This window comes from Agrobacterium sp. 22-221-1, assembly GCF_053522445.1.
Window position 1 is genome coordinate 269,043 of the sequence record NZ_JBNWCL010000006.1, and the last position, 21,858, is coordinate 290,900.

Here is a 21,858-nt window from a genome sequence, read left to right on the forward strand (position 1 = left end):
CATGGCCAATCCGACGCTTGCGAGACTGTCCGACCGTGCGCTCGATGCCGTGATGGCGATTGCCGAAGTGCCGCTCAACTTCATCGAGCGGCTGATCGGCAAAAGGCGCATGCCCTATATCTTCCTGATGCCGAACCTCGTTCTCTTCGGCATATTCACCTTCCTGCCGATTGCCATTGCCGTCGGTTACGCCTTCACCGGCGGCACCGAACTCCTGATCAGCGACCGCCCCTTCGTCGGGCTGGAGAATTTCGGCAAGCTGCTCGATTGCCAGAGCTACATGGACCCCGGAAGCTGCCGGGAATCGCTGTTCTGGACGGCGATCTGGAACACGCTGTGGTTCGTGGGCTTCAACGTCATCGCCACGCTGCTGGTCGCGCTTATCACCGCCCTCATCCTCAACCGGGCAATTGCCGCGCGCGGTTTCTTCCGCGCCATGTTCTTTTACCCCGTCCTGCTGTCGCCCGTCGTCATCGGCCTTATCTGGAAATGGTTCCTCGACCGCAACGGCCTGCTCAACGCCTTTTTGCAGATGCTGGGCGTGCCGCCGGAAATCTTCCTGCTGGATGTCGGCTGGTCGCGCTTCTTCGTGGTGGTGGTCTCGGTCTGGTTCCATATGGGCTTTTATACGCTCATCCTGCTCGCCGGCCTTCAGGCCATCCCGAAGGACCTTTATGAAGCCGCCGCCATCGACGCCGCATCGCCCCGGCGCACGCTTTTCCGCATCACCCTGCCGCTTCTCGGCCCAAACCTGCTCGTCGTGCTCATCCTGCTGATGATCAGATCGGTGCAAATATTTGATGAAGCTTGGGTTCTTACCAATGGCGGCGGACCGGGCACGGCCAATACATTCGTGGTGCAATATATCTACCAGATGGCCTTCGGCAGCGATCTGAGGCTCTTCGGCCTTGCATCCGCCGCATCGGTTCTGATGGGCCTTGTGCTTCTCGGGCTGACGCTCGTGCAATTGCGCCTCGGCAAAAAGATGGAGTCCTGACCATGTCCAACACCGTCTCCTTCCTCACACGCACCCGCCGCCCCGGCCGGATCGGCCTCACCGATATCCTGTCATGGGTCTGGCTCATCGGCGGCACGCTCGCCGTCCTCATCCCTGTTGTCTGGGCCGCCATGTCATCGCTGAAGCCGGAAGCCGAAATCACCCGGTTTCCGCCGAGCCTTCTGCCGCGCGCCGCCGTGCAGGTGGAGGTGCAGGGTTACGACAAACCGCTCAGCCTGTGGAAAGCCCCCATCGACGGCATCGAGCGGGAAATGGCCATGGTCCGCCGCATCGGCCTGAAAGCCCAGATGGTGGACCCCGCCAATCCCGGCCCACCCGTCAGCGTCGATACGCGGGAAATAACGCCTGTCCAGAAACTGACCGTCGCGACGGAGAACTTCACCGATCCGCTCACCCGGTTCAGCTTTTTGACCTTCCTCAAGAACTCGGTCTTCGTCACTTTCGTCGCAACCGTCCTGACGCTGATCGTCAACGCCATGGCAGCCTTTGCGCTCTCCAAATACCGCTTCCGCGGCGAGAAGGCGATCTTTGTGCTGATCATCTCCACCCTGATGATCCCGCTCACCGTCGTCATGGTGCCGGCCTATCTGGTCATCGTCGGCGTCGGCCTCGTCGACAATCTCTGGGGCGTCATCATCCCCACGGTCGCGACGCCGACCGGCGTGTTCCTGCTCAGGCAATATATGCTGACCATCCCGGACGAGCTGATCGAGGCGGCCCGCGTCGATGCGGCAAGCGAATTCCGCATCTTCTGGCGCATCATCCTGCCGCTGACGGCGCCGGCGCTCGCGGTGCTCGCCATCTTCTCGGTGCTGTGGCGCTGGAACGACTTCCTCTGGCCGCTGATCGTTCTCAGCAGCCGTGAAAACTTCACGCTGCAGGTGGGGCTGAACGCCTTCCAGGGCGAGTTCTCGGTGCAATGGCACTATATCCTCGCCATGACCTTCCTCAGCCTGGCACCTGTCACCGTCGTATTCCTGTTCCTGCAGCGTTACATCACGACAGGCATTGCCGGCACGGGGATGAAGTGACGTGGGGTTTGAGGATGCTCGCTTTGAAGCATAGCCGCATCGACTATTGGATGATGTGGTACCGAGACCTCTCCACCCCGTCATACCGGCCTTGAGCCGGTATCCAGCCAGCCCAAGTCCTTGGGCTGAAAGGGTCTCTCCGCCGCGCGAGAGCCGCGTCGGCTGGATGCCGGATCAAGTCCGGCATGACGGCGAGAAAATTAGCCTCCCAACAGGCATTCTGCCACCAGCCCGCAGAGACGGCCTATGATCCTACTTCGGCGGCGACGCGATGCTGCCCCTCAACACCAGCCGACAGCCGAGTTCCAGCCGGTGCGCCGGACGCGTCGGATCAGCCGCCACAAGCCGCTGCTCCAGCAGCGCAAGCGCCGCGCCGCCCAGCCTGTCGGCGGGCAACTGTATGGTGCTGAGCGGCGGTACACTGAAGGCCGCCGGCATGATATCGTCAAACCCCAAGACCGAAACATCGTCCGGCACCCGGATTCCGGCTTCTGTCAGGGCCTTCAGACAACCGAGCGCCAGATTATCGGCGGCGCAGAAAATCGCCGTGGCGTTTCTGAGCGGCCGCTGTTCGGCCAGCAGGCGGCGGATGGCGGCCTCGCCCCATTCCGGCTCGTAGCTCTCCACCTCGATGACCATATCGGCGGGAACAGTGAGACCCGCCGCGAGATATGCGTCGCTATAACCGTCATATCGGCGGCGGATCGTCGTGCGCCCTTTCCAGGTGATGTGCAGAATATTGCGATGCCCGAGCGACAGCAGATGTTCGATACCGAGCCGCGCACCAAAACGGTTCTCGGCGGTCACCGTATCGACGATCATGGCCGGGTCCTCGCCATTGATCAGCACCACCGGCCGGGAAAGCGCAGATAGCGCCTCGACCAGTTGCGGCCTGTCATCGTTCAGGATCACGATACCGTCGACATTGTCGGCATCCGCCGCCGCCGCAACCGCAACCGGGTCGAGCCGGCTCGTTGTGCTGACATAGGGAACGATGCGAATGCCGCGCCGCTCGCATTCGCGCCGGAAGCCGTTCAGCATCGTCCAGCTGACCATGTTAAGGTCGCTCTGCGGGGCTGCATCATTGGTCATGGCCAGAAGCACAACACGCAAAGTCGCGATCGTCGCCTTCTGTCGCCGGTTTTCGAGATAACCAAGTGCGCGTGCCGCCTCCAGCACCCGTTCGCGCACCTGCGTGGTCAAGGGTGCGGTGCCGTTGATGGCGTGGGAAGCCGTGCTCAGCGAAACATTCGCCTCCCGCGCCACGTCCTTAAGCGTCGTTTTCCTGTCTATTTTCATAAAGGGGAAATTCAACCACTCTACTTCGGACGGTGCGGGCAGAAAGCCTGCCTCACGCAGTCGATCTGAAGAATACCCGTGCCTGTTTGCTGTTCTCTCGTCGCCGGAAGACTACAGCATCATCCGTAAATGCGGAATTGATTTCTCTGGGTTTTTAATCCCCCGCAAGAAACGCCGCCCGCAGCGAACCGCGGGCGGCGAGGCGGTCAGAGCGCCTGGGAGATATGGTCGATGCTGCTCTTTACGGCAGCGGCCGGATCCTTCAGCTCGTGCACTTCCGTCGCGAAGGGTTCGAAGCTGTAAGGTCCCTTGTAACCGGCCGCCTCAAGCGTCCTGATCTGGGCGATATTCTCCAGCCGGTCGCCGTCATCCACCAGAACGCGGTGGGCGTCGAGCATGTCGGTTACGGAGACCGCAGGATCGATCACGCCTGAAATGTGGACCAGCCCCGTTCGCTCCGGGAAGAACTCCGTCTCGCCTGCGAGATGGTGGTGGAAGGTGTCGTGCACCAGCCTGTAGACATCGCCGCCACCGGCCGCATCGATGGCCTTGATCGCTTCGGCCTTGGTGCGCAGCGAAGAGATCGGGAAACCGAGCGGCTCGACGAAACCGATCAGGCCGCGTTCCTTAAGGATCGGCTTCATGGCCTTCAGCGCCGTGACGAGATCGTCAAAGGACACCGGCGTACCGTCGTTGAGCGGGCACATGACCAGCGCTTTCGCGCCGCTGGCCGCCGCATAATCGGCCATGGCGACGGCCCGCGCAGGCAGGTCGCCCGACCAGACGTTGAAGGGATAAAGCGCATTGATCGAGATGATCGTCACGCCGGCCCTTTCGGCCGCCGCCTTCACGGCCGCCGGCTCCACCGTGCCGACGATATCAGGCAGGTCGTTGCGGATTTCGACTTCGGCAAGGCCGAGTTCGCGGGCTGTCGCGAAGAACGCCTCAAGGGAGAGCTTCGGCGCGGTGATGTGGTTGATGGCAAAACGCATGAAAGACCTCACTGATAAAGGGCGGGACGGGTGGGAAGCTCAATTGCGACGGCTGCCCCGTCCGTTTCCTGCGCGGCCACGCAGGCGTCGGAGGTAATGGCGGCCACGTAGCCGTCCCAGGCGTTGGGTCCCGATGCCGTGCCCTTCGCCGCCGCATGGATGAAGTCCTGCAATTCGACATCGTAGCTGGCGATGAAGCGGTCTTTCCAGTCGGTAAGGATATCGTTCTGCAGCTTGGCACCGAGGCGGGTCTGTACCGACATCGGCTCCGGCAGGCTGGCAATGCCGTCCTCGCCCACCACCTGGCACTGGATATCGTAGCCATAATGGCAATTGACGAAGATTTCGACGTCGATGATCGTGCCCTTCGCCGTCTCCAGAATGACGATCTGCGGGTCCTTCAGCCGCGCATGGCTTCTGGCCGCCGAACGGGGAAAGAGAACGCGCGCCGAAACATAGTCATCGTCGAGTAGCCAGCGCAGCACGTCGATCTCATGGATCATCGTGTCATGGATCGCCATCGGGGTGACATATTGCTCCGGAACCGCCGGGTTGCGGTGGGCGGCGTGCACCATGATCGGCGCGCCGATCCTGCTATCGACGGCCTGTTTCAGCGCCACGTAACCGGCATCATATCGGCGCATGAAGCCCACCTGAACCAGCCGCCTGCCATGCGCCACCTCGGCGTCGACGATGCGTCTTGCGCCTTCCGCCGTTGTCGCCAGCGGTTTTTCGCAAAAGCATGGCTTGCCGGCGGCGATTGCCGCCAGCACATATTGCTCATGCGTGGCACCCCATGAGGTGACGAGCACGGCATCCACATCCGGCGATGCGATCAGCTCTTCGCCGGTGGCGAAAACGACGGCATCCGGGGCGATGTCGTTTTTGACCGCCTCGGCGGAGGCACGGTTGACGTCGCTCAGCGCAACGATCTTCGCGCCGCCCAGAACCTTATTGATACGGCGGGCATGATCACGCCCGATTGCGCCGGTGCCGACGACACCAATTCTCACAGTCATCTGAAAAACCTCATTTCCAGTATTTGGCGACGTATCGCCGGGTTTCGCTGAGCATGAACCGTGCGCTTTCATCGACACGATCTTCCCAGGCAAAGACGCAGTTCGACAGCACGCCGTCGAATTTCATGTCGGCAAGCGTCGCAAAGAAGGTTTCCCAGTCGATCTCGCCCTGGCCGAAATCGGTGTGCTGGTGCACCCTGACCTTCGAGCCGGGGGGATTGACGATGTAACGCAGCTGCGACGACTTGTTGTGGTCATAGGTATCGGCAAGGCGCACATGCACCAGATGGCCCTCGGTCGCACGCAGGTTCGCCACCATGTCCGGACCGTAAAAGAACGTGTGCGGCGCGATGAAGGAGGCCTTTACCGCCTTGGAATTGATGGTCTTGATGATGTCGATGGCCGGCGCGATCTCCTCGATCCAGTCTTCGGGATGGGCCTCCAGCGACAGTACCAGACCTTCCCGCTCGAGGATCGGCACCAGAATATCCATGGCGCGGAAGAACTGCGCTTCGCAGGTTTCCGGCCGATGCAGGCCGGAACGGTCGTTGAGGCTGCGCTCCGGCGAGCCGCCGCGGCCGAATTCCGAAACGAACATCGGGCATTCCATCTCGACGGCAATCTCGATGGCGCGTTTCCAGTTGTCGATCGCCACCTCCCATTCGTCCGGATAGGGGCTTGCCCAGCGATACATGGGCTGCAGCGTCGCAAGGCCGACACCATGGTCCTTCAGCGCCTTTTTGAATTCGGCGACGCGTTCGGGATAGACCTTCGGTCGGGTCCACCAGGAAAGAAAATCCGGACGGGGTGAAAGTTCGACGTAATCATAACCGAGTTCGGCAACCTTGCGGCAGGTCTCGGCCAGGGAGAGGTGCCGGAACATGTGGGGATCGAGCGTATGTTTCATGGCTGTTTCCAGTGGAGTGATAGATGGACCGGGGCCGAAGCCCCCGCTTATTTGGCGTAGGCGGTCATGTTTTCCGGGGTCACGAGTTCGAAGGGCACCCAAAGCGTCTTCTCAGTGCTTTGCCCGGCAGCGGCCTTCACCGCCGTCTGAACCGAGACTTCGCCCTGCTTCGTCGCATTCTGGTAGACGGTAATGTCGAGATCGCCGGCCTGCATGGCGGCAAGACCGTCCGGCGTGGCGTCGATGCCGGCAATGACGACATCCTTCATGGAAATGCCCGCTGCCTTGAGCGCCTGCGCGGCGCCGATCGCCATTTCATCATTGTTGGCGATGACGGCATCGAACTGGATGCCCGCCGTCAGCCAGGAGGAAACGAGGTCCTGCGCCTGCGTCCGGCTCCAGTTCGCCGTTTGCTTTTCGAGGATTTCGATCTTGCAGTCCGGCTTGGAAAACACCGTTTCCACATCCTTGGTGCGCACCAGCGCCGCATGGTTTTCCAATGGTCCCATCAGGATCACGGCCTTGCCCTTGCCGCCCATCAGCTTGCAGGCGGCTTCAGCTTCCATGGTGCCGGAATCGAGTTCGTTGGAACCGACGAAGGCCGTGCCGTCAGGCAGGCCGGTTTCGAGTTCTGCCGGCGGATGATTGACATAAACGAGCGGGATTTTTGCGGCGGACGCGGCCTTGGTGATCGCCGAGGTGGCATCGCCATCCACGGCATTGACGATGATCGCATCGACACCGTTGGCGATGAAATTCTGCACCTGATTGAGCTGTTTCGAAGGATCGAGCTGGGCGTCTTCCACCAGAAGCTCGATGTTCTTGTCACGCCCGGCCTCAGCCCTGATACCGTTCAGCAAAATCGTCAGGAACGGATTGTCGAACGATGTCATGGAGACCGCAACACGGGTCTCGGCAAGGGCAGGCGTTGCGAAAATACAGAGCGCAGTCGCCATCAACAGGTTTTTCAAAGTCTTTCCTCCCGCGGAAAACTTCCGCTGGTTCAATCGCACTGATATCGCTGAAGCCGGAATATCCTCCCCCGCCTTCAGCATCTTCGGTCTGTCACGTCATTGTCAGGCCCGAACGGGTCTCAGTTCTTGGCCTGATAGTCCTTGAGGTTTGCGGGTGTGACCAGTTCGAAGGGTACGAAAACCTTCTTGTCCACCGCATCCCCCTTTGCCAGTTTCAGCGCCGTATCAACCGCGCCCTTGCCCTGACCGGCGGCATTCTGGAAAACGCTCACATCCAGCTCACCCGCCGCCATGGCGGCAAGCGCATCCTGCGTGGCGTCGATGCCGGCGATGATGACGTCATCCATCGATCGGCCGGCCGCCTTCAGCGACTGTATCGCGCCGATGGCCATTTCGTCATTGTTGGAAATCACCGCATCGAACTGCACCCCGGCCGAAAGCCAGTTGGTCATCAGGTCCGAGCCTTGAGTGCGCGACCAGTTGGCGGATTGTTCCTCGACAAGCTTGATGAAGCTGCAATCGGACGTCGCCACCACGTCCTTGATATCCTGCGTGCGCATGCGGGCCGCCTGGTTGGAAAGCTCGCCCATCATCACCACCGCCTTCGCTTCCGCCTTGCCGGCCGCCTTCAGCAGGCGGCAGACTTCCTGCGTCTGCAGGGTGCCGGACTGCTTTTCATCGGAGGCAACGAAGGCCTGCTTTTCCGGCAGGCTGTCGAGGTTGACCGGCTGGCGGTTGACGTAAACGAGCGGAATGCCGGCGGCAGCGGCAGCCTGCGAAAGCGCCACGGTCGCATCCGTATCCACCGGGTTGACAATGATGGCGTCGACACCGGCGGCGACGAAGTTCTGCACCTGGCTCAGTTGCTTGCCGACATCGTTCTGCGCATCCTCGATCTGCAGCGAAACGCCGCTCATGCCCTTGGAATAATCGATCATGCCGTTGCGCAGCACGGTCAGGAAATTATCGTCGAACAGGGCCATCGAAACGCCGATGGTTTCCGCCGAGGCGGTCGTCGCCAGCATGGTGGCGAGCGCTGCAATCGCGAAATGTCTTTTCATGTTGTTCTCCTCCAAAACCCTTGAAAAGAACCGGCTGCACGGTCCAGCGCCCATCGCGCCGCCACCGTTTTCCGGCAAAAAATACCCGTCGCCGCGAAGACAAGTCCGCAGCCTGAAGCAATCCGAAACATCGTTATTATCGTGGATCAGCCTCCTGCCCGCTCCACACGCAGGCAAGATTTCCCAGTCCTGGTCCGGCGTCAACGGGTCAGCGGCAACAGAAACCATCAAGGCTGATAGAAAGAGACGCGGAATTTATGATAGAATCTATCAAACCATCAAAGGCTTTCAGGAACCCACAGATGGGCGGGTACAAACCGCTGTCCCGGCGTTTCCGCCATGCCGTGTTCGATGCTGTGAACCATGGTGGCGATGAGGTCCGCGCACAATTCACGGAGCGGCGTCTGGAATATGCCGCTGATACGCTTTTCCAGCAGCGCCTGACGGGATTCGGGCGTCAGTTCATTCACAAGACAGACGATGGCCTCCTGCCGGTTTTCCTGCTGCAGGGCCTCGATGACGCCTTCCATGCCGCCGCCGATGCAATAGATGCCGACCAGATCCTTGTGCTTGGCGATGGTGTCCATCACCAGCTCATAGGTCAGCCGCCGGGTTTCCAGCGTGATCAGCGCGTCCATCACCTCGAATTCCGGCGCATATTCCCGCATATAGCTGCGAAAGCCGGTTTCGCGCAGCGAATGACCGTGAAAACGGTGGCCGCCGAGCAGCAGAAGCACCTTCCCCCTGCTGCGCGCCAGCCGCGAGATCATCCAGGCCGCCGTGCGCCCGACTTTCATGTTGTTGGCGCCGAGATAAGCTTCCCGCACCCCCTGCGCGAAATCCGAAAGCAGCGAAAATGTCGGAATGCCCTTCGCCTTCAGGGCCTCGACGGCGGCGGTGACATCGTGATGGTCAGGCCCCGTGGCCGCCACGGCCTGCACGCGGCCCTTCATGCCCGTCAGAAGGGCCGCAAGCTCGCTCGGCTCGCCCGACTGGGCGAATTCGATGCGCAGATTGAGATGGCGATCCCGGACGTTGCGCGCCGCAAGCTCCAGCTCGTCGGCAAAGGTCTGGTAGAAGGCGTGCCGTTCCTTGCGCAGAATGATGCCGAGACTATAGGACGGCAGATCGGCCAGCATGCGCTGGCGAATGATGTTGGTGGCATGGAAACCGATCTTCTCCGCCGCCTCGAACACCCGCCGGGAGGTTTCCTCCCGCACCGGCAGCCGGCCGTTCAGCACCCGGTCGACGGTGGCGACGCTGACGCCAGCGGCTGTCGCAACATCTGTGATGGTCGGACGTTTCATGCGGGCACCCCGTAGACGGAAAGATTCCTGTCATATCTCGCAAAACATGTCACGGATCATGATGGAATCCAACATGCGTGAAGGGATAAGGGCATGGAGTGCTTCATCAGAGAGTAATCAGGCCAGAGCTACACCGCAGGGCCGACTTGCCTGGTCCAGTACGCTCCTTCCCTCATCTCTGTGCTTGTCACAGAGATCCAGCCAGCCCAAGTCCTTGGGCTGAGAAGAGTCCTTTCGCCGCGCAGACGCGCGTCGGCTGGATTCCTGTGACATCCTCGGGCTTGTTCCGGGGAACAGGAATGAGGAGGCGGGGATATGTCAGAGCGAGAAAATCACCCGCCCGCCGAGTAGCCTGAATGGCCACTGTCACACGTAAGGAAACTGCGGCAGCGGCATTCGCACCGTTTTGACGATGCCGAATGCCGCCAGACAATCAGACGCGTTCCAGCGCCACGGCGATACCCTGCCCGACGCCGATGCACATGGTGGCGAGCGCAAGACGCTTACCGGTCAGCGAAAGTTCAAGCGCCGCCGTGCCGGCAATGCGCGCGCCGGACATGCCGAGCGGATGGCCGAGCGCGATGGCGCCGCCATTGGCATTCACCCGCGCATCGTCATCCGCAATGCCGAGCTGCCTCAGCGTCGCAAGGCCCTGGCTGGCGAAAGCCTCATTCAGCTCGATCACATCCAGCTGCTCCTGCTTCAGCCCAAGCCGGGCCAGCAGCTTTGCGGAGGCCGGGGCCGGGCCGATGCCCATGACGCGCGGCGGCACGCCGGCGGCGGCACCGCCGAGAATGCGGGCAATCGGCGTCAGCCCGTATTTTTTCACAGCTTCCGCCGATGCGACGATGAGTGCGGCCGCGCCGTCATTGACGCCGGACGCATTGCCCGCCGTCACCGTCGCGCCCTCGCGCCTGTTGACCGGCTTCAGCTTCGCCAGCGCTTCAAGGCTGGTCGCACGCGGGTGTTCGTCCTTCGAGACCACCAGCGGATCGCCCTTGCGCTGCGGGATGGTCACGGACACGATTTCCCTGTCGAGGCGACCATTGGCCTGCGCATCAGCCGCCTTCTGCTGGCTGCGAACGGCAAAGGCGTCCTGATCCTCACGGGAAACCTGATAGTCAATGGCCACGTTATCGCCGGTTTCCGGCATGGAATCGACGCCATATTGCGCCTTCATCAGCGGGTTGATGAAACGCCAGCCAATGGTGGTGTCGTAGATTTCGGCATTGCGCGAAAAGGCGCTCTCCGCCTTCGGCAGAACGAAGGGCGCGCGGCTCATGCTTTCGACGCCGCCGGCGATCATCAATTCCGCCTCGCCCGATTTCACGGCGCGGGCGGCTGCGATGAGGGCATCCATGCCCGAACCGCACAGCCGGTTGATCGTCGTTCCGGTCACCGAAACCGGCAGGCCGGCGAGCAGCAGCGACATGCGTGCGACGTTGCGGTTATCCTCACCCGCCTGATTGGCGCAACCGAAGATCACATCTTCGACCGCTTCCCAGTCGACGAACGGGTTGCGCTCGACAAGCGCCTTCAGCGGCACCGCCCCGAGATCGTCGGCCCGCACCGAAGAAAGCGCGCCGCCGAAGCGGCCGATGGGCGTGCGGATATAGTCGCAGATGAATGCGTCGGTCATCGGTTTTTCCTTAAAGTTCCGGGGCGACGAGATCGGCGACCTCGCCGTCGACATGAAGCGGCGCACCGGTCATGGCCTGCAATTCATCGAACGTCATCGCCGACAGTTTTTCACGCAGCACGAAACGGCCATCCACCACGTCTATGACAGCATGGCTGGTATAGATACGAGTGATGCAGCCGACGCCGGTTAGTGGGAAAGCGCATTTCTCAACGAGCTTCGGTTCGCCGTTCTTGGTCACATGTTCGGTGATGACGAAGACCTGCTTGGCGCCATGCACCAGATCCATGGCCCCGCCGACCGCCGGCACGCCCTTGGAACCGACACGCCAATTGGCGAGATCGCCATTCTGCGCCACCTGATAGGCCCCGAGGATCGCCACATCCAGATGCCCGCCGCGCACCATGGCGAAGCTATCGGCATGGTGGAAAAAGGCGGCACCGGGTTTCAGCGTCACGGCCTTCTTGCCGGCATTGATAAGGTTCCAGTCCTCTTCACCTTCCGGCGGCGCTTCGCCAAAATTGAGAATACCGTTTTCGGTATGGAAAATCGCCTGTCGACCGGGCGGCTGGTAACGCGCCACCATTTCAGGAAAGCCGATGCCGAGATTGACGTAAGCGCCGTCTTCGATGTCCTGCGCCGCGCGCCACGCGATCTGGGCGTTGGAAAGCTTGATGTCTTCGCGGGTGTCGATGGTCTGGGTCATGCGTAGGCTACTCCCGCACGAATGAGGACTTCTTCCTGTTGCGGCTCGGGAATTTCCACGACGCCGTTCACGAAAATGCCTGGTGTCACGACATGCTCCGGGTCGATCTCGCCGGCGGCGACGATCTTCGAGACCTGCGCGATGGTGGTCTTCGCGGCCATGCACATCAGCGGGTTAAAATTGCGGCCCGCCTTATTGTAGGTGAGGTTGCCATAGGTATCGCCAAGCTCGGCCTTGACGATCGCGAAATCCGCCTTCAGCCAGCGCTCCTGCACGTAAGAGCGGCCGTCGAATTCCGCGATCACCTTGCCTTCAGCCAGTTCCGTGCCGAAACCGGTCGGGGTGTAGAAGGCCGGAATGCCCGCACCGCCGGCGCGGATGCGCTCGGCAAGCGTGCCCTGCGGCACCAGTTCCAGCTCGATTTCGCCGGCCAGATATCTGTCGGTAAAGGCTCGCGGATCGGAAGAGCGCGGGAAGGAGCAAATCATCTTTTTGACCATGCCGGCGTCGATCATCGCGGCGATGCCGATGCGGCCGTTGCCGGCATTGTTGTTGATGACCGTCAGGTTCTTCGGGCCCTTGTCGATCAGTGCATGGATCAGCTCGATGGGCGCGCCGGAGCCTCCGAAACCGCCGATCATGATCGTCGCACCGTCACCGATGCCGGAAAGCGCCTCTTCCGCGCTCTTGATTGTCTTGTCCATTAAAACCTCCATCCAGCCGGACGGATGGAACCCGCAAGGCTGCCTGACCGTGAGGTAAATCCGAAACCGGCTCGACGGCAAGGATTTTGTGCGGTATATGATTTTTGTTCGTATATCGCACAAATGGAGCTTCGACATGGCCGTCAGCGAAAGAGACATGATGGGCGGTCTCGCCAAGGGATTACGGGTGATCGAGGCCTTCAGCGCCGAGCGGCCGCGACTGTCGATTTCCGATGCAGCAGAGATTGCCGGGCTGGACCGCGCCACGACGCGGCGTTGCCTGCTGACGCTTTCGGAACTCGGTTATGCCGCTTATGACGGCAAGTTCTTTACCGTGACGCCGAAGGTGCTGCGCCTCGGCACCGGCTGTCTGGCCACCATGCCGCTGCCGCGCATCGTGCAGCCGCTGCTCGACCGACTTTCCGAAGAGATCGGACAGAGCACCTCCGTCTCCATTCTGGATGAGACCGAGATCGTTTATGTGGCCCGCGCCGCGCAGCAGCGGGTCATGTCGATTGCGCTGATGCCAGGTTCGCGCCTGCCCGCCTATTGCACCTCCATGGGCCGCGTTCTTCTTTCGGCGCAGACGGCCGAGCGGCGGCGCGACATTCTCGAAGCCTCCCGGTTGGTGGCGCGCACGGAAAGGACCATTATTGCCATGGACGCCCTGCTCGCCGAAATCGAGGCCACCGGCCATCGCGGTTATGCGTTGATCGATCAGGAGGTAGAGATCGGCCTTCGCTCCATCGCCGTGCCGCTGAAAACCATGCGCGGCCAGACGGTTGCCGCCCTCAATGTCGGCCTTGCCGCCTCGGTCGCCTCGATGGAGGATCTGGTGGAGCGATACCTGCCCGCCCTTCTTGCCGTTCAGCGGGAACTGGCAAGAATGCTGGTCTGAAGCGGCACCTGCCGCGCCCCGGAATCCCCCATTTTCCGCTGCTCCGCCAGCCGCCAGGCGCGCGGCGTCATGCCGGTCTCGCGCTTGAAGAACCGGTTGAAATAGGCCGGATCGGCAAAGCCCAGCCCCTCCGCAATCATCTGCACGCTGGAAACGGTAAAGATCAGCTCCTGCTGGGCGATCTCGATCTGACGTTTAGCGATCAGCCGCTGCAGGCTGAGGCCGGAAACGGAGCGGACCAGACGGTTGAGATGGGTCTCGGAAAGACCGAGCTTTTTCGCGTAAAACTCCGCCTTTTGCGGCTCGCGAATATGGCGTGCAATCAGCGACAGCAAAAATTCGAAACGCTGTTCCGCAAGACCTTCGCCGGTTCCTTCCAGCAGCGGCCGCGCCGCCCGCGCAAGAAGCGCCGTCACGATGGCCAGTTGACCTTCGATGATAGCATCCCGGCCTGTCTCGCGTGTTTCATATTCAGCCGAAATCTGTTCGAACCCACTGCGCAGGCGTTCGCCATCGGTAAAATCCCGCAGCGGCAACAGGACAGGCCGGTGGAAATTCCGCAGCAACAGCGCCTGCACCGATGCCGGCAGGGCGCCCGGCAGCACGGTAACGATCACCCCGCCAATATCGCGCGAAAACCGGAAGCCATGTTCGAACCCCGGCGGCACGACAATGGCGACCGGCGGGCGGATCGCCTCGATGCGGCCATCCAGCAGCGCATCGCCCTCGCCGCCCCAAATGTACAAGATTTGCTGAAAGGCAGCGTGACGGTGCAGGCCGATTTCAAAGCGGTGCAGGCTGCTTCTGGAAAAAAGCGTCTCGCAATGAAAGCGGAAATCAGTGCCTTGCACCGCTTCTTCGCCATACAAACCCTCACTCGCAGCAAGCCGCATGTTCCTTCGCTCCTCCGCACAATGGTCGGATTGTGCAATTTGCCGATCAGAAAGTCCATTGAGCTTGCCGCATCCCTTGGTCAATTTCTTGATAGGAGACAAGTTCGGGAGGAAACAATGCGCACCCAGGTCGTCATCATCGGCTCCGGCCCTTCAGGGCTTCTGCTTGGCCAGCTTCTGGCCAGAGAAGGCGTCGAGACCGTCATTCTCGACCGGGTCAGCAAGGATTACATTCTCGGCCGTGTCCGCGCCGGCGTGCTGGAAGAAGGCACGGTGCAGCTCATGGAAAAGGTCGGCGCGGATAAGCGCCTGCACCGGGAAGGCCTGCCGCATGACGGTTTTTCGCTGACCTTCGACGGCCGCGACCACCGTATCGATCTCTTCGACCTGACCGGCGGCAGCCATGTGATGGTTTATGGCCAGACCGAGGTGACCCATGACCTGATGGATGTCCGCGAAGCGGCAAACCTTGTGACCATCTACGACGCCGGCAATGTCGAACCGCATGATTTCGATGGCGCAAGCCCCTATGTCACCTATCAGAAAGACGACGTAACCCACCGGATCGATTGCGATTTCATCGCCGGCTGCGACGGCTTCCACGGGGTGAGCCGCAAATCGGTGCCTCAGGGCGCAATCAAGGAATTCGAGAAGGTCTATCCTTTCGGCTGGCTCGGCATTCTGGCCGATGTGCCGCCCGTCAGCCATGAACTCATCTATGCCAACCACCCGCGCGGTTTTGCGCTCTGTTCCATGCGCTCGCACACCCGCAGCCGTTATTACATTCAGTGTTCGCTGGAGGACCGGCCGGAGGACTGGAGCGACGAGCGTTTCTGGGACGAAATCCGCCGTCGCCTGCCGGAAAACCATGCGGATGTGATGGTAACCGGCCCGTCCTTTGAAAAATCCATCGCGCCGCTCCGGTCCTTCGTCTGTGAACCGATGCGGTTCGGAAGGCTGTTTCTGGCCGGAGACGCCGCCCATATCGTGCCGCCGACGGGCGCGAAGGGTCTCAACCTTGCCGCCAGCGATGTGCATTATCTGAGCGAGGCGCTGATCGAATTTTATCGCGAGAAGTCCGAGGCCGGCATCGACGGCTATTCGCAGAAGGCGCTTTCCCGCGTCTGGAAGGCCGTGCGCTTCTCCTGGTGGATGACGACGATGATGCATCGTTTTCCCGATACCGGAGATTTCGGCCAGCGCATTCAGGAGGCGGAGCTGGACTACCTCGTGCAATCGCGCGCCGCTTCCACCGCGCTTGCGGAGAATTATGTGGGGCTTCCTTATTAGGGGCTGCCCCAGACACGCGGCTTTTATCTCTACCGTTTCCACACCCGTCACCCCGGACCTGATCCGGGGTCCAGCGCGATCAAGTCATTGATCGCAAAAGACTCTTTTCACGGCGCAGAACGCGTCGCGGCTGGATTCCGGCTCAAGGCCGGAATGACGAAGGAGAGGTTCTCAGACTTTTCCGACCCCCACCCTCATCTCAAGAACCGGCCTCCGGCCTACCATCCAGCAACTCGCCCGCCGCCTCGCGAATAGCCTGCATCAGCAGCGAAAGCGGCAGCGAGGGCTGCGTATCGGCCCTCACCGTCAGCCCCACCGGGCCACTGGTATCGCCGGTCTCGACGGGCAGGATCGCCAGAATACCATCCGCCACATCGGCCGCCACCACGCCTTCCGAGATGATCCAGATCGCATCGCTGGTGCGCAGGAAGGCGCGACCGAAGGCGTCCGACACGGTTTCGATGCGGATCGGCAGGGCCGGCACGCCGTTGGCGATCAAAAACTGCTCGACGACGGGGCCGATGACCGATTGCCGCGTCGGCATCAGCACCGGATATTCATGCAGGTGATCGAACACCGAAAGGCCGGGTGACAACAGCGGGTGCCCGGCGCGCACCACGAAGCGCACCTTTTCCGAATAGAGATGCTCGAATGAAAAACCCGCCATTTTCTGCGGTGCAGCCAGACGGCCGACAACAAGATCGAGATCGCCGACGCGCAGTTGTTCCAGCAGCACGGCGTTTTCGCCTGTGACGATCTTCACCGGGCTGCCGGTTTTCTCGGCCAGAAAACCGGCCATCGCCTTCGGCATGATGCGAACAGACACCGTGGGCAGCGCGCCGACCCGCACCGGCGGACCGGCGCGCGCCGCCTCCTGCGATACCGAATCGACCGCCTGCCTGAGCGCCGTCATCGTCGCGCCGGCATGGCGCAGGAACACCTCGCCATAACGGCTGATGCGGATGCCGCGCCCCTCCCGGTCGAACAGCGAGACGCCGAGAATATCTTCCAGTTCACGGATCGTCTTCGTCACCGCCGGCTGGCTGACATGCAGGATTTCCGCAGCGCGGATGACGCTCTTTTGCCGCGCCACCTCCACGAAAGTTTGCAGGTGGCGGAACTTGATACGCTGATCGACCATCGCTCATATAATCCACAGGTTATGATTTTCATCGATAATGTCATTTTACTTAACCGGAACCCGCTTGCAATATCCCCGGCAGGAGGAGCACATCATGCATTTTCTGCGCTGCGGCGAGGCCGTGATCCATTACCGCGTCAGGGGATTGGACACAGGCAAGCCGGTCATCGCCTTCATCAATTCGCTCGGCACCGATTTCCGCATCTGGGATGCGGTGATCGAAGCGCTCGGCGATGATTATGCCTATGTGCTGCACGACAAGCGCGGCCATGGGCTTTCCGATGTCGGGCGCGCTCCCTATTCCATCGACGATCATGCCGGCGATCTGATCGCGCTGCTCAATCATCTTGGCGTGAAGAGCGCGATCATCTGGGGCCTGTCGGTGGGCGGCCTGATTGCGCAGGGGCTTTATGCCCGCCGTCCCGATCTGGTGCGCGCTCTGGTGCTCAGCAACACCGCCCACAGGATCGGCACGGCGGAGATGTGGAACGCCCGCATCGACAAGATCGCCGCAGACGGCCTTGTCTCGCTGGTCGATCCCGTCATGGAGCGCTGGTTCACACCCGCCTTCCGTCAGCCTGACAATGCCGCCTATGCCGGGGCGCGCAACATGCTTTCGCAACAGCCGGAAGCCGGCTATAGCGGCACCTGCGCCGCCATCCGCGATGCGGATTTTACCGAAGAGGCCGGGCACATCGCCGTGCCGACGCTTTGCGTGGCGGGCGATCAGGATGGCTCCACCCCACCGGAACTGGTGCGGTCGCTCGCGGATCTCATTCCCGCAAGCCGTCTCGTCACCATCGCCGGCTGCGGCCACATTCCCTGCCTTGAACAGCCGCTCGCCTACGCACAGGCAGCCTCCATTTTTCTCAAGACCTTGCCGGAGCATTGACCGATGGCGGACCATATCGACAAGAACGCAAGATTCGAACAGGGCATGAAGACCCGCCGCTCCGTGCTCGGCGACGCCCATGTCGACCGGGCGCAGACCATGACGTCCGGTTTCGACCAGCCTTTCCAGCAGCTCATCACCGAAGCCGCCTGGGGCACGGTGTGGTCGGGCAACCACTGGACGAAGCGCGAGCGCTCGATGGTCACCATCGCCCTGCTCGCCGCACTCGGGCAGGACGAGGAACTTGCCATGCATGTGCGCGCCACCGCCAATACCGGCGCCACCGAGGCGGATATTCGCGAGGCGCTGCTGCATGTGGCCATCTATGCCGGCGTGCCCGCCGCCAACCACGCTTTCAAAATCGCCAAGCTTGCCCTGGCCAGCATGAAAGTCGATAGTTCCCCTGATAATTCTGGCACTTATAATTCTGGCGATGAGGAGGAGACGAAATGAGCAACCAGCCGCCGGAAACCGGACCGTTCTTCGCACGCAACCGCGACATCCATCCGCTCGCCTATGCGCCCGGCTACAAGACCTCGATCCTGCGCTCGCCGCAGCGCGCGCTGATTTCGCTGGAAGGCACGAAAAGCGAGATCACCGGCCCGGTCTTCGGCCATGGAATGCTGAACCCGCTGGATAACGACCTCATCCTCAACTATGCCCGCCCCGGCGAAATGCCGGTCGGGCCGCGCATTCTGGTGCACGGCCGGGTGCTGGACGAGCGCGGTCGCGGCGTGGATGGCGCGCTGGTGGAATTCTGGCAGGCCAATGCCGGCGGCCGCTACCGCCACAAGAAGGAAAGCTACCTCGCCGCTATCGATCCGAATTTCGGCGGCGTCGGCCGCACCATCACGGATGAGAACGGCTATTACTGGTTCAAGACCATCCAGCCCGGCGCTTATCCGTGGCCGAACGGCGTCAATGACTGGCGGCCGGCCCATATCCATTTCTCGGTCTTCGGCCACGGGTTCGCCCAGCGGCTCATCACCCAGATGTATTTCGAAGGCGATCCGCTGATCTGGAAATGTCCGATCGTCAAGACCATTCCGGACGAGGATGCGATCAGAAGACTGATCGCGCCGCTGGACATGAATGCGACGCTGCCGATGGACATGCTGGCCTACAAGTTCGACATCGTCCTGCGTGGCCGCCGCTCGACCCTTTTCGAAAATCGCATGGAGGGCAACTGACCATGGTTCAGCCGCTCAACTATCTCAAGGAAACCGCCTCGCAGACGGCCGGCCCTTACGTGCATATCGGCTGCACGCCGAATTTCGTCGGCATCGAGGGCGTGTTCGAGAAGGATCTCGGTTCCGGTCCGCTTTATAACGACAAGGCCCGCGGCGAACGCATCAGCGTGCGCGGCACGGTCTATGACGGTGCGGGCATGGCGCTGAAGGACGCGCTGATCGAAATCTGGCAGGCCGATACCGACGGTTATTACAACAGCCCCAGCGAAACGCGGGGCAAGGCCGATCCGAATTTCATCGGCTGGGGCCGCTCGCCCGGCGACATGGATACGGGCGAATTCGTCTTCGAAACCATCAAGCCGGGCAAGGTGCCGTTCCGCGACGGCCGGCCGATGGCGCCGCACATCACCTTCTGGATCGTCGCACGCGGCATCAATATCGGCTTGCAGACCCGCATGTATTTCCCGGAAGAACAGGAGGCCAATGCCGCCGACCCGGTTCTTGCCCGCATCGAGCAGAAAAGCCGCATCGCCACGCTTGTCGCCAAAAAAGAGGAAGGCAACGTCTATCGTTTCGATATCCGCCTTCAGGGCGAAGACGAAACCGTGTTTTTCGATATCTGACGCATATCGCGCAAAAGTGTGCAGCGGTTTTGCGACGACGATATGCGCAAAAGAAAGCGAGACGGAAGATGAGCCTTTCCCCCTTCGAGCATCCGTTTTTGTCAGGCCTCTTCGGCGACAGCGAGATCGTCGAGCTGTTTTCGGCAAGAGCGGATATCGACGCCATGGTCCGTTTCGAGACGGGGCTGGCGCAGGCGGAAGCGCAGGCCGGCATCATTCCCGAGGAGGCGGCGGAAGCGATCGTTTCGCGGCTTTCGGATTTTGCCGCCGATATGACCGCGCTTCGTCATGGCGTCGCGAAGGACGGCGTCGTGGTTCCGGAACTCATCCGGCAGATGCGCGCGGCGGTCGCCGGTCAGGCGGCGGACAGGGTGCATTTCGGCGCCACCAGCCAGGATGTCATCGATACCAGCCTGATGCTGCGGCTGAAGGCTGCGGCGGAAATCATCTCGGCCCGGCTCGGCCGCCTGATCGATACGCTAGGAGACCTTGCCTCCCGCGACGGCCACAACCCGCTGACGGGCTATACCCGCATGCAGGCCGCCATCGGCATCACCGTCGCCGACCGGGCGGCCAGCTGGACTGCGCCGCTGGAACGCCACCTGCTGCGGCTCGAAAATTTCACGCAGAGCGGCTTCGCCCTGCAATTCGGCGGCGCGGCCGGTACGCTGGAAAAGCTTGGCGACAATGCCGCAGCGGTGCGTGCCGATCTCGCAAAACGGCTCGGCCTTGCCGACAGGCCGCAATGGCACAGCCAGCGCGACGGCATCGCCGAATTCGCCAATCTGCTCTCGCTGATCACCGGCGCGCTCGGCAAGTTCGGGCAGGATATCGCACTGATGGCCGAACTCGGTGCGGAAATCCGCCTCTCCGGCGGCGGCGGCTCCTCGGCCATGCCGCACAAACAGAACCCGGTCAATGCCGAAGCGCTGGTGACGCTCGCGCGCTTCAATGCCGTGCAGATATCCGCCCTGCACCAGTCGCTCGTGCACGAACAGGAACGATCCGGCGCGGGCTGGATGCTGGAATGGCTGTCGCTGCCGCAAATGGTGACGGCAACGGGCGCCTCGCTGCTGATCGCCGAGCGATTGGCCGAGCAGATAGACAGGCTGGGCACAGGCGAAAACTAGAGCATTTCCAGGAAAAGTGGAACCCGGTTTCCCGTCCGGAAATGCGTCAAAACAAAGAGGTGGAGTGTTTTCGCGGTTCGAAGAAAAGCGAAAAAACTCCAGCCGCAAGGTCGGTCGATTTCGTGTTCAGACAGGGTTTCCGAGCACTGCCGAACGGCGGGCCGGAAGCAGCATGACGACGCGTGGAAAGCGCTTGCGCTTTTCCGCATTAGTCATTGATAAAAAATACTTTATTCAAAAATCCAGAAAATGAAAAAACAGCATGAAAGCTGCTTTTTAACCGGGCATGACGCTTGACACAAAAATGAACTAACTGGTACAAACATTAAGATTAACAACCTGCCGACGACAGGGGTTTTGAAGCCTGCGGCGACAGTGAACGACAAATGGAGGGCTTTGGCGCCGCAAGGTTTCCAAAGCGATGCGGACAAGGCGAAACGCCTGTCCGGACCCGAACGGGTTGGGAGGAAGAATGTCTTACAGTCTCGATTTTTCGGCGGTCATAGAGCGCCTTCCCGAGCTGCTTTTAGCCTGTCTGGCGACGATCGGCCTTGCGATTGCCGGCATGTCGCTCGCCACCGTCATCGGCGTTCTGGGCGTCGTCGCCCGCCGCTCGCGGTTCAAGCTGCTGCGCGGCCTCGTCATCGGTTTTGTGGAAACAATCCGCAACACGCCGTTTCTGGTGCAGATATTCTTCATCTTCTTCGCCCTGCCGCAGATCGGCATCAAGCTCAACCCGACGGTAACGGCCATCATTGCGCTGGCTCTGAACGGCGGCGCCTATGCGATTGAAATCATTCGCGGCGGGGTCGATTCCATTCCCAAGGGCCAGGTGGAGGCGGGGCTTGCGCTCGGCCTTCACCGCGCGCAGATCTTCCGGCACATCATCCTGAAGCCGGCGCTGCGGGCGGTCTATCCCTCGCTCACCAGCCAGTTCATCATGCTGACGCTGACCACCTCGGTCTGTACCTCGATCGCCGCTTACGAGCTGACCTCGGTGGCGCAGAAGATCGAGGCGGATACCTTCCGGTCCTTCGAGGTCTATTTCTCGATCACGCTGCTTTATCTGGTCATTTCCTCGCTGATGATGGGCATTTTCTCGCTCATCTCCCGCGCATCCTTCAGCTATCCGGTCAAGTGAGGA

At 61.3% G+C, this 21,858-nt stretch carries 22 protein-coding genes; 10 read left to right on the top strand and 12 right to left on the bottom strand.

What is annotated here, in order from left to right; genetic code table 11:
• Position 1: 1 nt before the first annotated feature.
• Together ACQZ5N_RS11990 and ACQZ5N_RS11995 are read left to right on the top strand one after the other, a co-directional pair.
• Positions 2-997, top strand: a complete 996-nt coding sequence (locus ACQZ5N_RS11990) for a carbohydrate ABC transporter permease (RefSeq protein ID WP_448733004.1) — start codon at positions 2-4, stop codon at positions 995-997.
• A 2-nt stretch (positions 998-999) separates the two neighbouring features.
• Positions 1,000-2,049, top strand: coding sequence for a carbohydrate ABC transporter permease (locus ACQZ5N_RS11995; RefSeq protein ID WP_448733005.1), 1,050 nt, complete (start codon positions 1,000-1,002; stop codon positions 2,047-2,049).
• A 252-nt stretch (positions 2,050-2,301) separates the two neighbouring features.
• On the opposite strand, the gene ACQZ5N_RS12000 is transcribed toward ACQZ5N_RS11995, so the two are convergent.
• The 10 genes from ACQZ5N_RS12000 to ACQZ5N_RS12045 form a co-directional block, all read right to left on the bottom strand.
• Positions 2,302-3,348, bottom strand: a complete 1,047-nt coding sequence (locus tag ACQZ5N_RS12000) for a LacI family DNA-binding transcriptional regulator (RefSeq protein WP_448733006.1) — start codon at positions 3,346-3,348, stop codon at positions 2,302-2,304.
• Between the two features lie 206 nt (positions 3,349-3,554).
• Positions 3,555-4,340, bottom strand: coding sequence for a TIM barrel protein (locus tag ACQZ5N_RS12005; protein WP_448733007.1), 786 nt, complete (start codon positions 4,338-4,340; stop codon positions 3,555-3,557).
• 8 nt (positions 4,341-4,348) lie between these two features.
• A complete protein-coding gene (locus tag ACQZ5N_RS12010) occupies positions 4,349-5,359 on the bottom strand; it encodes a Gfo/Idh/MocA family protein (protein WP_059758397.1) in 1,011 nt (336 codons plus the stop codon).
• Positions 5,360-5,369: 10 nt separating this feature from the next.
• On the bottom strand, positions 5,370-6,266 hold the full coding sequence (locus ACQZ5N_RS12015) for a sugar phosphate isomerase/epimerase family protein (RefSeq protein WP_080819044.1): 897 nt from the start codon (positions 6,264-6,266) through the stop codon (positions 5,370-5,372).
• Between the two features lie 47 nt (positions 6,267-6,313).
• Complete coding sequence (locus tag ACQZ5N_RS12020) at positions 6,314-7,222, bottom strand: sugar ABC transporter substrate-binding protein (RefSeq protein ID WP_448733039.1); 909 nt, start codon at positions 7,220-7,222, stop codon at positions 6,314-6,316.
• Between the two features lie 137 nt (positions 7,223-7,359).
• Complete coding sequence (locus ACQZ5N_RS12025; protein ID WP_174046391.1) at positions 7,360-8,301, bottom strand: sugar ABC transporter substrate-binding protein; 942 nt, start codon at positions 8,299-8,301, stop codon at positions 7,360-7,362.
• Positions 8,302-8,579: 278 nt separating this feature from the next.
• A complete protein-coding gene (locus ACQZ5N_RS12030; protein ID WP_262530904.1) occupies positions 8,580-9,608 on the bottom strand; it encodes a LacI family DNA-binding transcriptional regulator in 1,029 nt (342 codons plus the stop codon).
• Positions 9,609-10,041: 433 nt separating this feature from the next.
• Positions 10,042-11,247, bottom strand: a complete 1,206-nt coding sequence (gene pcaF, locus ACQZ5N_RS12035; RefSeq protein WP_448733008.1) for a 3-oxoadipyl-CoA thiolase — start codon at positions 11,245-11,247, stop codon at positions 10,042-10,044.
• Positions 11,248-11,257: 10 nt separating this feature from the next.
• Entirely contained in the window at positions 11,258-11,953 is a 696-nt protein-coding gene (locus ACQZ5N_RS12040) for a CoA transferase subunit B (protein WP_448733009.1), read from the bottom strand.
• Positions 11,950-12,657: a 3-oxoacid CoA-transferase subunit A gene (locus ACQZ5N_RS12045; protein WP_448733010.1), complete on the bottom strand. Its 708-nt coding sequence runs from the start codon at positions 12,655-12,657 to the stop codon at positions 11,950-11,952. The genes ACQZ5N_RS12040 and ACQZ5N_RS12045 overlap by 4 nt, the downstream gene beginning before the upstream one ends.
• Before the next feature lie 136 nt (positions 12,658-12,793).
• Here ACQZ5N_RS12045 and ACQZ5N_RS12050 point away from each other — a divergent pair, with 136 nt between their 5' ends.
• Entirely contained in the window at positions 12,794-13,555 is a 762-nt protein-coding gene (locus ACQZ5N_RS12050; RefSeq protein ID WP_448733011.1) for an IclR family transcriptional regulator, read from the top strand.
• Here ACQZ5N_RS12050 and ACQZ5N_RS12055 read toward each other — a convergent pair.
• Positions 13,525-14,448, bottom strand: coding sequence for a helix-turn-helix domain-containing protein (locus ACQZ5N_RS12055; protein ID WP_448733012.1), 924 nt, complete (start codon positions 14,446-14,448; stop codon positions 13,525-13,527). The genes ACQZ5N_RS12050 and ACQZ5N_RS12055 overlap by 31 nt on opposite strands.
• A 117-nt stretch (positions 14,449-14,565) precedes the next feature.
• Between ACQZ5N_RS12055 and pobA the strand changes: the two genes are divergently transcribed.
• Entirely contained in the window at positions 14,566-15,738 is a 1,173-nt protein-coding gene (pobA, locus tag ACQZ5N_RS12060) for a 4-hydroxybenzoate 3-monooxygenase (RefSeq protein WP_448733013.1), read from the top strand.
• A 199-nt stretch (positions 15,739-15,937) separates the two neighbouring features.
• Here pobA and pcaQ read toward each other — a convergent pair whose 3' ends face one another.
• A complete protein-coding gene (pcaQ, locus tag ACQZ5N_RS12065; RefSeq protein ID WP_078053171.1) occupies positions 15,938-16,879 on the bottom strand; it encodes a pca operon transcription factor PcaQ in 942 nt (313 codons plus the stop codon).
• 94 nt (positions 16,880-16,973) lie between these two features.
• On the opposite strand from pcaQ, the gene pcaD reads away from it, so the two are divergent.
• The 6 genes from pcaD to ACQZ5N_RS12095 all read left to right on the top strand — a co-directional run bounded on the left by pcaD (position 16,974) and on the right by ACQZ5N_RS12095 (position 21,855).
• Positions 16,974-17,771, top strand: coding sequence for a 3-oxoadipate enol-lactonase (gene pcaD, locus ACQZ5N_RS12070; RefSeq protein WP_448733014.1), 798 nt, complete (start codon positions 16,974-16,976; stop codon positions 17,769-17,771).
• A gap of 3 nt (positions 17,772-17,774) precedes the next feature.
• Positions 17,775-18,224, top strand: a complete 450-nt coding sequence (pcaC, locus tag ACQZ5N_RS12075) for a 4-carboxymuconolactone decarboxylase (protein ID WP_279658267.1) — start codon at positions 17,775-17,777, stop codon at positions 18,222-18,224.
• The gene (gene pcaH, locus ACQZ5N_RS12080; RefSeq protein WP_003505508.1) at positions 18,221-18,961 is read left to right on the top strand and encodes a protocatechuate 3,4-dioxygenase subunit beta; all 741 of its coding nucleotides are present in this window, start codon (positions 18,221-18,223) and stop codon (positions 18,959-18,961) included. Before pcaC ends, pcaH begins: the two co-directional genes overlap by 4 nt.
• Positions 18,962-18,963: 2 nt before the next feature.
• On the top strand, positions 18,964-19,584 hold the full coding sequence (pcaG, locus tag ACQZ5N_RS12085; protein ID WP_448733015.1) for a protocatechuate 3,4-dioxygenase subunit alpha: 621 nt from the start codon (positions 18,964-18,966) through the stop codon (positions 19,582-19,584).
• Between the two features lie 68 nt (positions 19,585-19,652).
• Positions 19,653-20,714, top strand: a complete 1,062-nt coding sequence (locus ACQZ5N_RS12090) for a 3-carboxy-cis,cis-muconate cycloisomerase (protein WP_448733016.1) — start codon at positions 19,653-19,655, stop codon at positions 20,712-20,714.
• A gap of 472 nt (positions 20,715-21,186) precedes the next feature.
• Positions 21,187-21,855: an amino acid ABC transporter permease gene (locus ACQZ5N_RS12095; RefSeq protein WP_020811502.1), complete on the top strand. Its 669-nt coding sequence runs from the start codon at positions 21,187-21,189 to the stop codon at positions 21,853-21,855.
• Positions 21,856-21,858 lie beyond the last annotated feature (3 nt).

Excerpts from the sequence above, each read along its gene's own strand:
- ACQZ5N_RS11990 (WP_448733004.1), top strand. The coding sequence starts at position 2 with ATGGCCAATCCGACGCTTGCGAGACTGTCCGACCGTGCGCTCGATGCC.
- ACQZ5N_RS11995 (WP_448733005.1), top strand. The coding sequence starts at position 1,000 with ATGTCCAACACCGTCTCCTTCCTCACACGCACCCGCCGCCCCGGCCGG.
- ACQZ5N_RS12000 (WP_448733006.1), bottom strand. The coding sequence starts at position 3,348 with ATGAAAATAGACAGGAAAACGACGCTTAAGGACGTGGCGCGGGAGGCG.
- ACQZ5N_RS12005 (WP_448733007.1), bottom strand. The coding sequence starts at position 4,340 with ATGCGTTTTGCCATCAACCACATCACCGCGCCGAAGCTCTCCCTTGAG.
- ACQZ5N_RS12010 (WP_059758397.1), bottom strand. The coding sequence starts at position 5,359 with ATGACTGTGAGAATTGGTGTCGTCGGCACCGGCGCAATCGGGCGTGAT.
- ACQZ5N_RS12015 (WP_080819044.1), bottom strand. The coding sequence starts at position 6,266 with ATGAAACATACGCTCGATCCCCACATGTTCCGGCACCTCTCCCTGGCC.
- ACQZ5N_RS12020 (WP_448733039.1), bottom strand. The coding sequence starts at position 7,222 with ATGGCGACTGCGCTCTGTATTTTCGCAACGCCTGCCCTTGCCGAGACC.
- ACQZ5N_RS12025 (WP_174046391.1), bottom strand. The coding sequence starts at position 8,301 with ATGAAAAGACATTTCGCGATTGCAGCGCTCGCCACCATGCTGGCGACG.
- ACQZ5N_RS12030 (WP_262530904.1), bottom strand. The coding sequence starts at position 9,608 with ATGAAACGTCCGACCATCACAGATGTTGCGACAGCCGCTGGCGTCAGC.
- pcaF (WP_448733008.1), bottom strand. The coding sequence starts at position 11,247 with ATGACCGACGCATTCATCTGCGACTATATCCGCACGCCCATCGGCCGC.
- ACQZ5N_RS12040 (WP_448733009.1), bottom strand. The coding sequence starts at position 11,953 with ATGACCCAGACCATCGACACCCGCGAAGACATCAAGCTTTCCAACGCC.
- ACQZ5N_RS12045 (WP_448733010.1), bottom strand. The coding sequence starts at position 12,657 with ATGGACAAGACAATCAAGAGCGCGGAAGAGGCGCTTTCCGGCATCGGT.
- ACQZ5N_RS12050 (WP_448733011.1), top strand. The coding sequence starts at position 12,794 with ATGGCCGTCAGCGAAAGAGACATGATGGGCGGTCTCGCCAAGGGATTA.
- ACQZ5N_RS12055 (WP_448733012.1), bottom strand. The coding sequence starts at position 14,448 with ATGCGGCTTGCTGCGAGTGAGGGTTTGTATGGCGAAGAAGCGGTGCAA.
- pobA (WP_448733013.1), top strand. The coding sequence starts at position 14,566 with ATGCGCACCCAGGTCGTCATCATCGGCTCCGGCCCTTCAGGGCTTCTG.
- pcaQ (WP_078053171.1), bottom strand. The coding sequence starts at position 16,879 with ATGGTCGATCAGCGTATCAAGTTCCGCCACCTGCAAACTTTCGTGGAG.
- pcaD (WP_448733014.1), top strand. The coding sequence starts at position 16,974 with ATGCATTTTCTGCGCTGCGGCGAGGCCGTGATCCATTACCGCGTCAGG.
- pcaC (WP_279658267.1), top strand. The coding sequence starts at position 17,775 with ATGGCGGACCATATCGACAAGAACGCAAGATTCGAACAGGGCATGAAG.
- pcaH (WP_003505508.1), top strand. The coding sequence starts at position 18,221 with ATGAGCAACCAGCCGCCGGAAACCGGACCGTTCTTCGCACGCAACCGC.
- pcaG (WP_448733015.1), top strand. The coding sequence starts at position 18,964 with ATGGTTCAGCCGCTCAACTATCTCAAGGAAACCGCCTCGCAGACGGCC.
- ACQZ5N_RS12090 (WP_448733016.1), top strand. The coding sequence starts at position 19,653 with ATGAGCCTTTCCCCCTTCGAGCATCCGTTTTTGTCAGGCCTCTTCGGC.
- ACQZ5N_RS12095 (WP_020811502.1), top strand. The coding sequence starts at position 21,187 with ATGTCTTACAGTCTCGATTTTTCGGCGGTCATAGAGCGCCTTCCCGAG.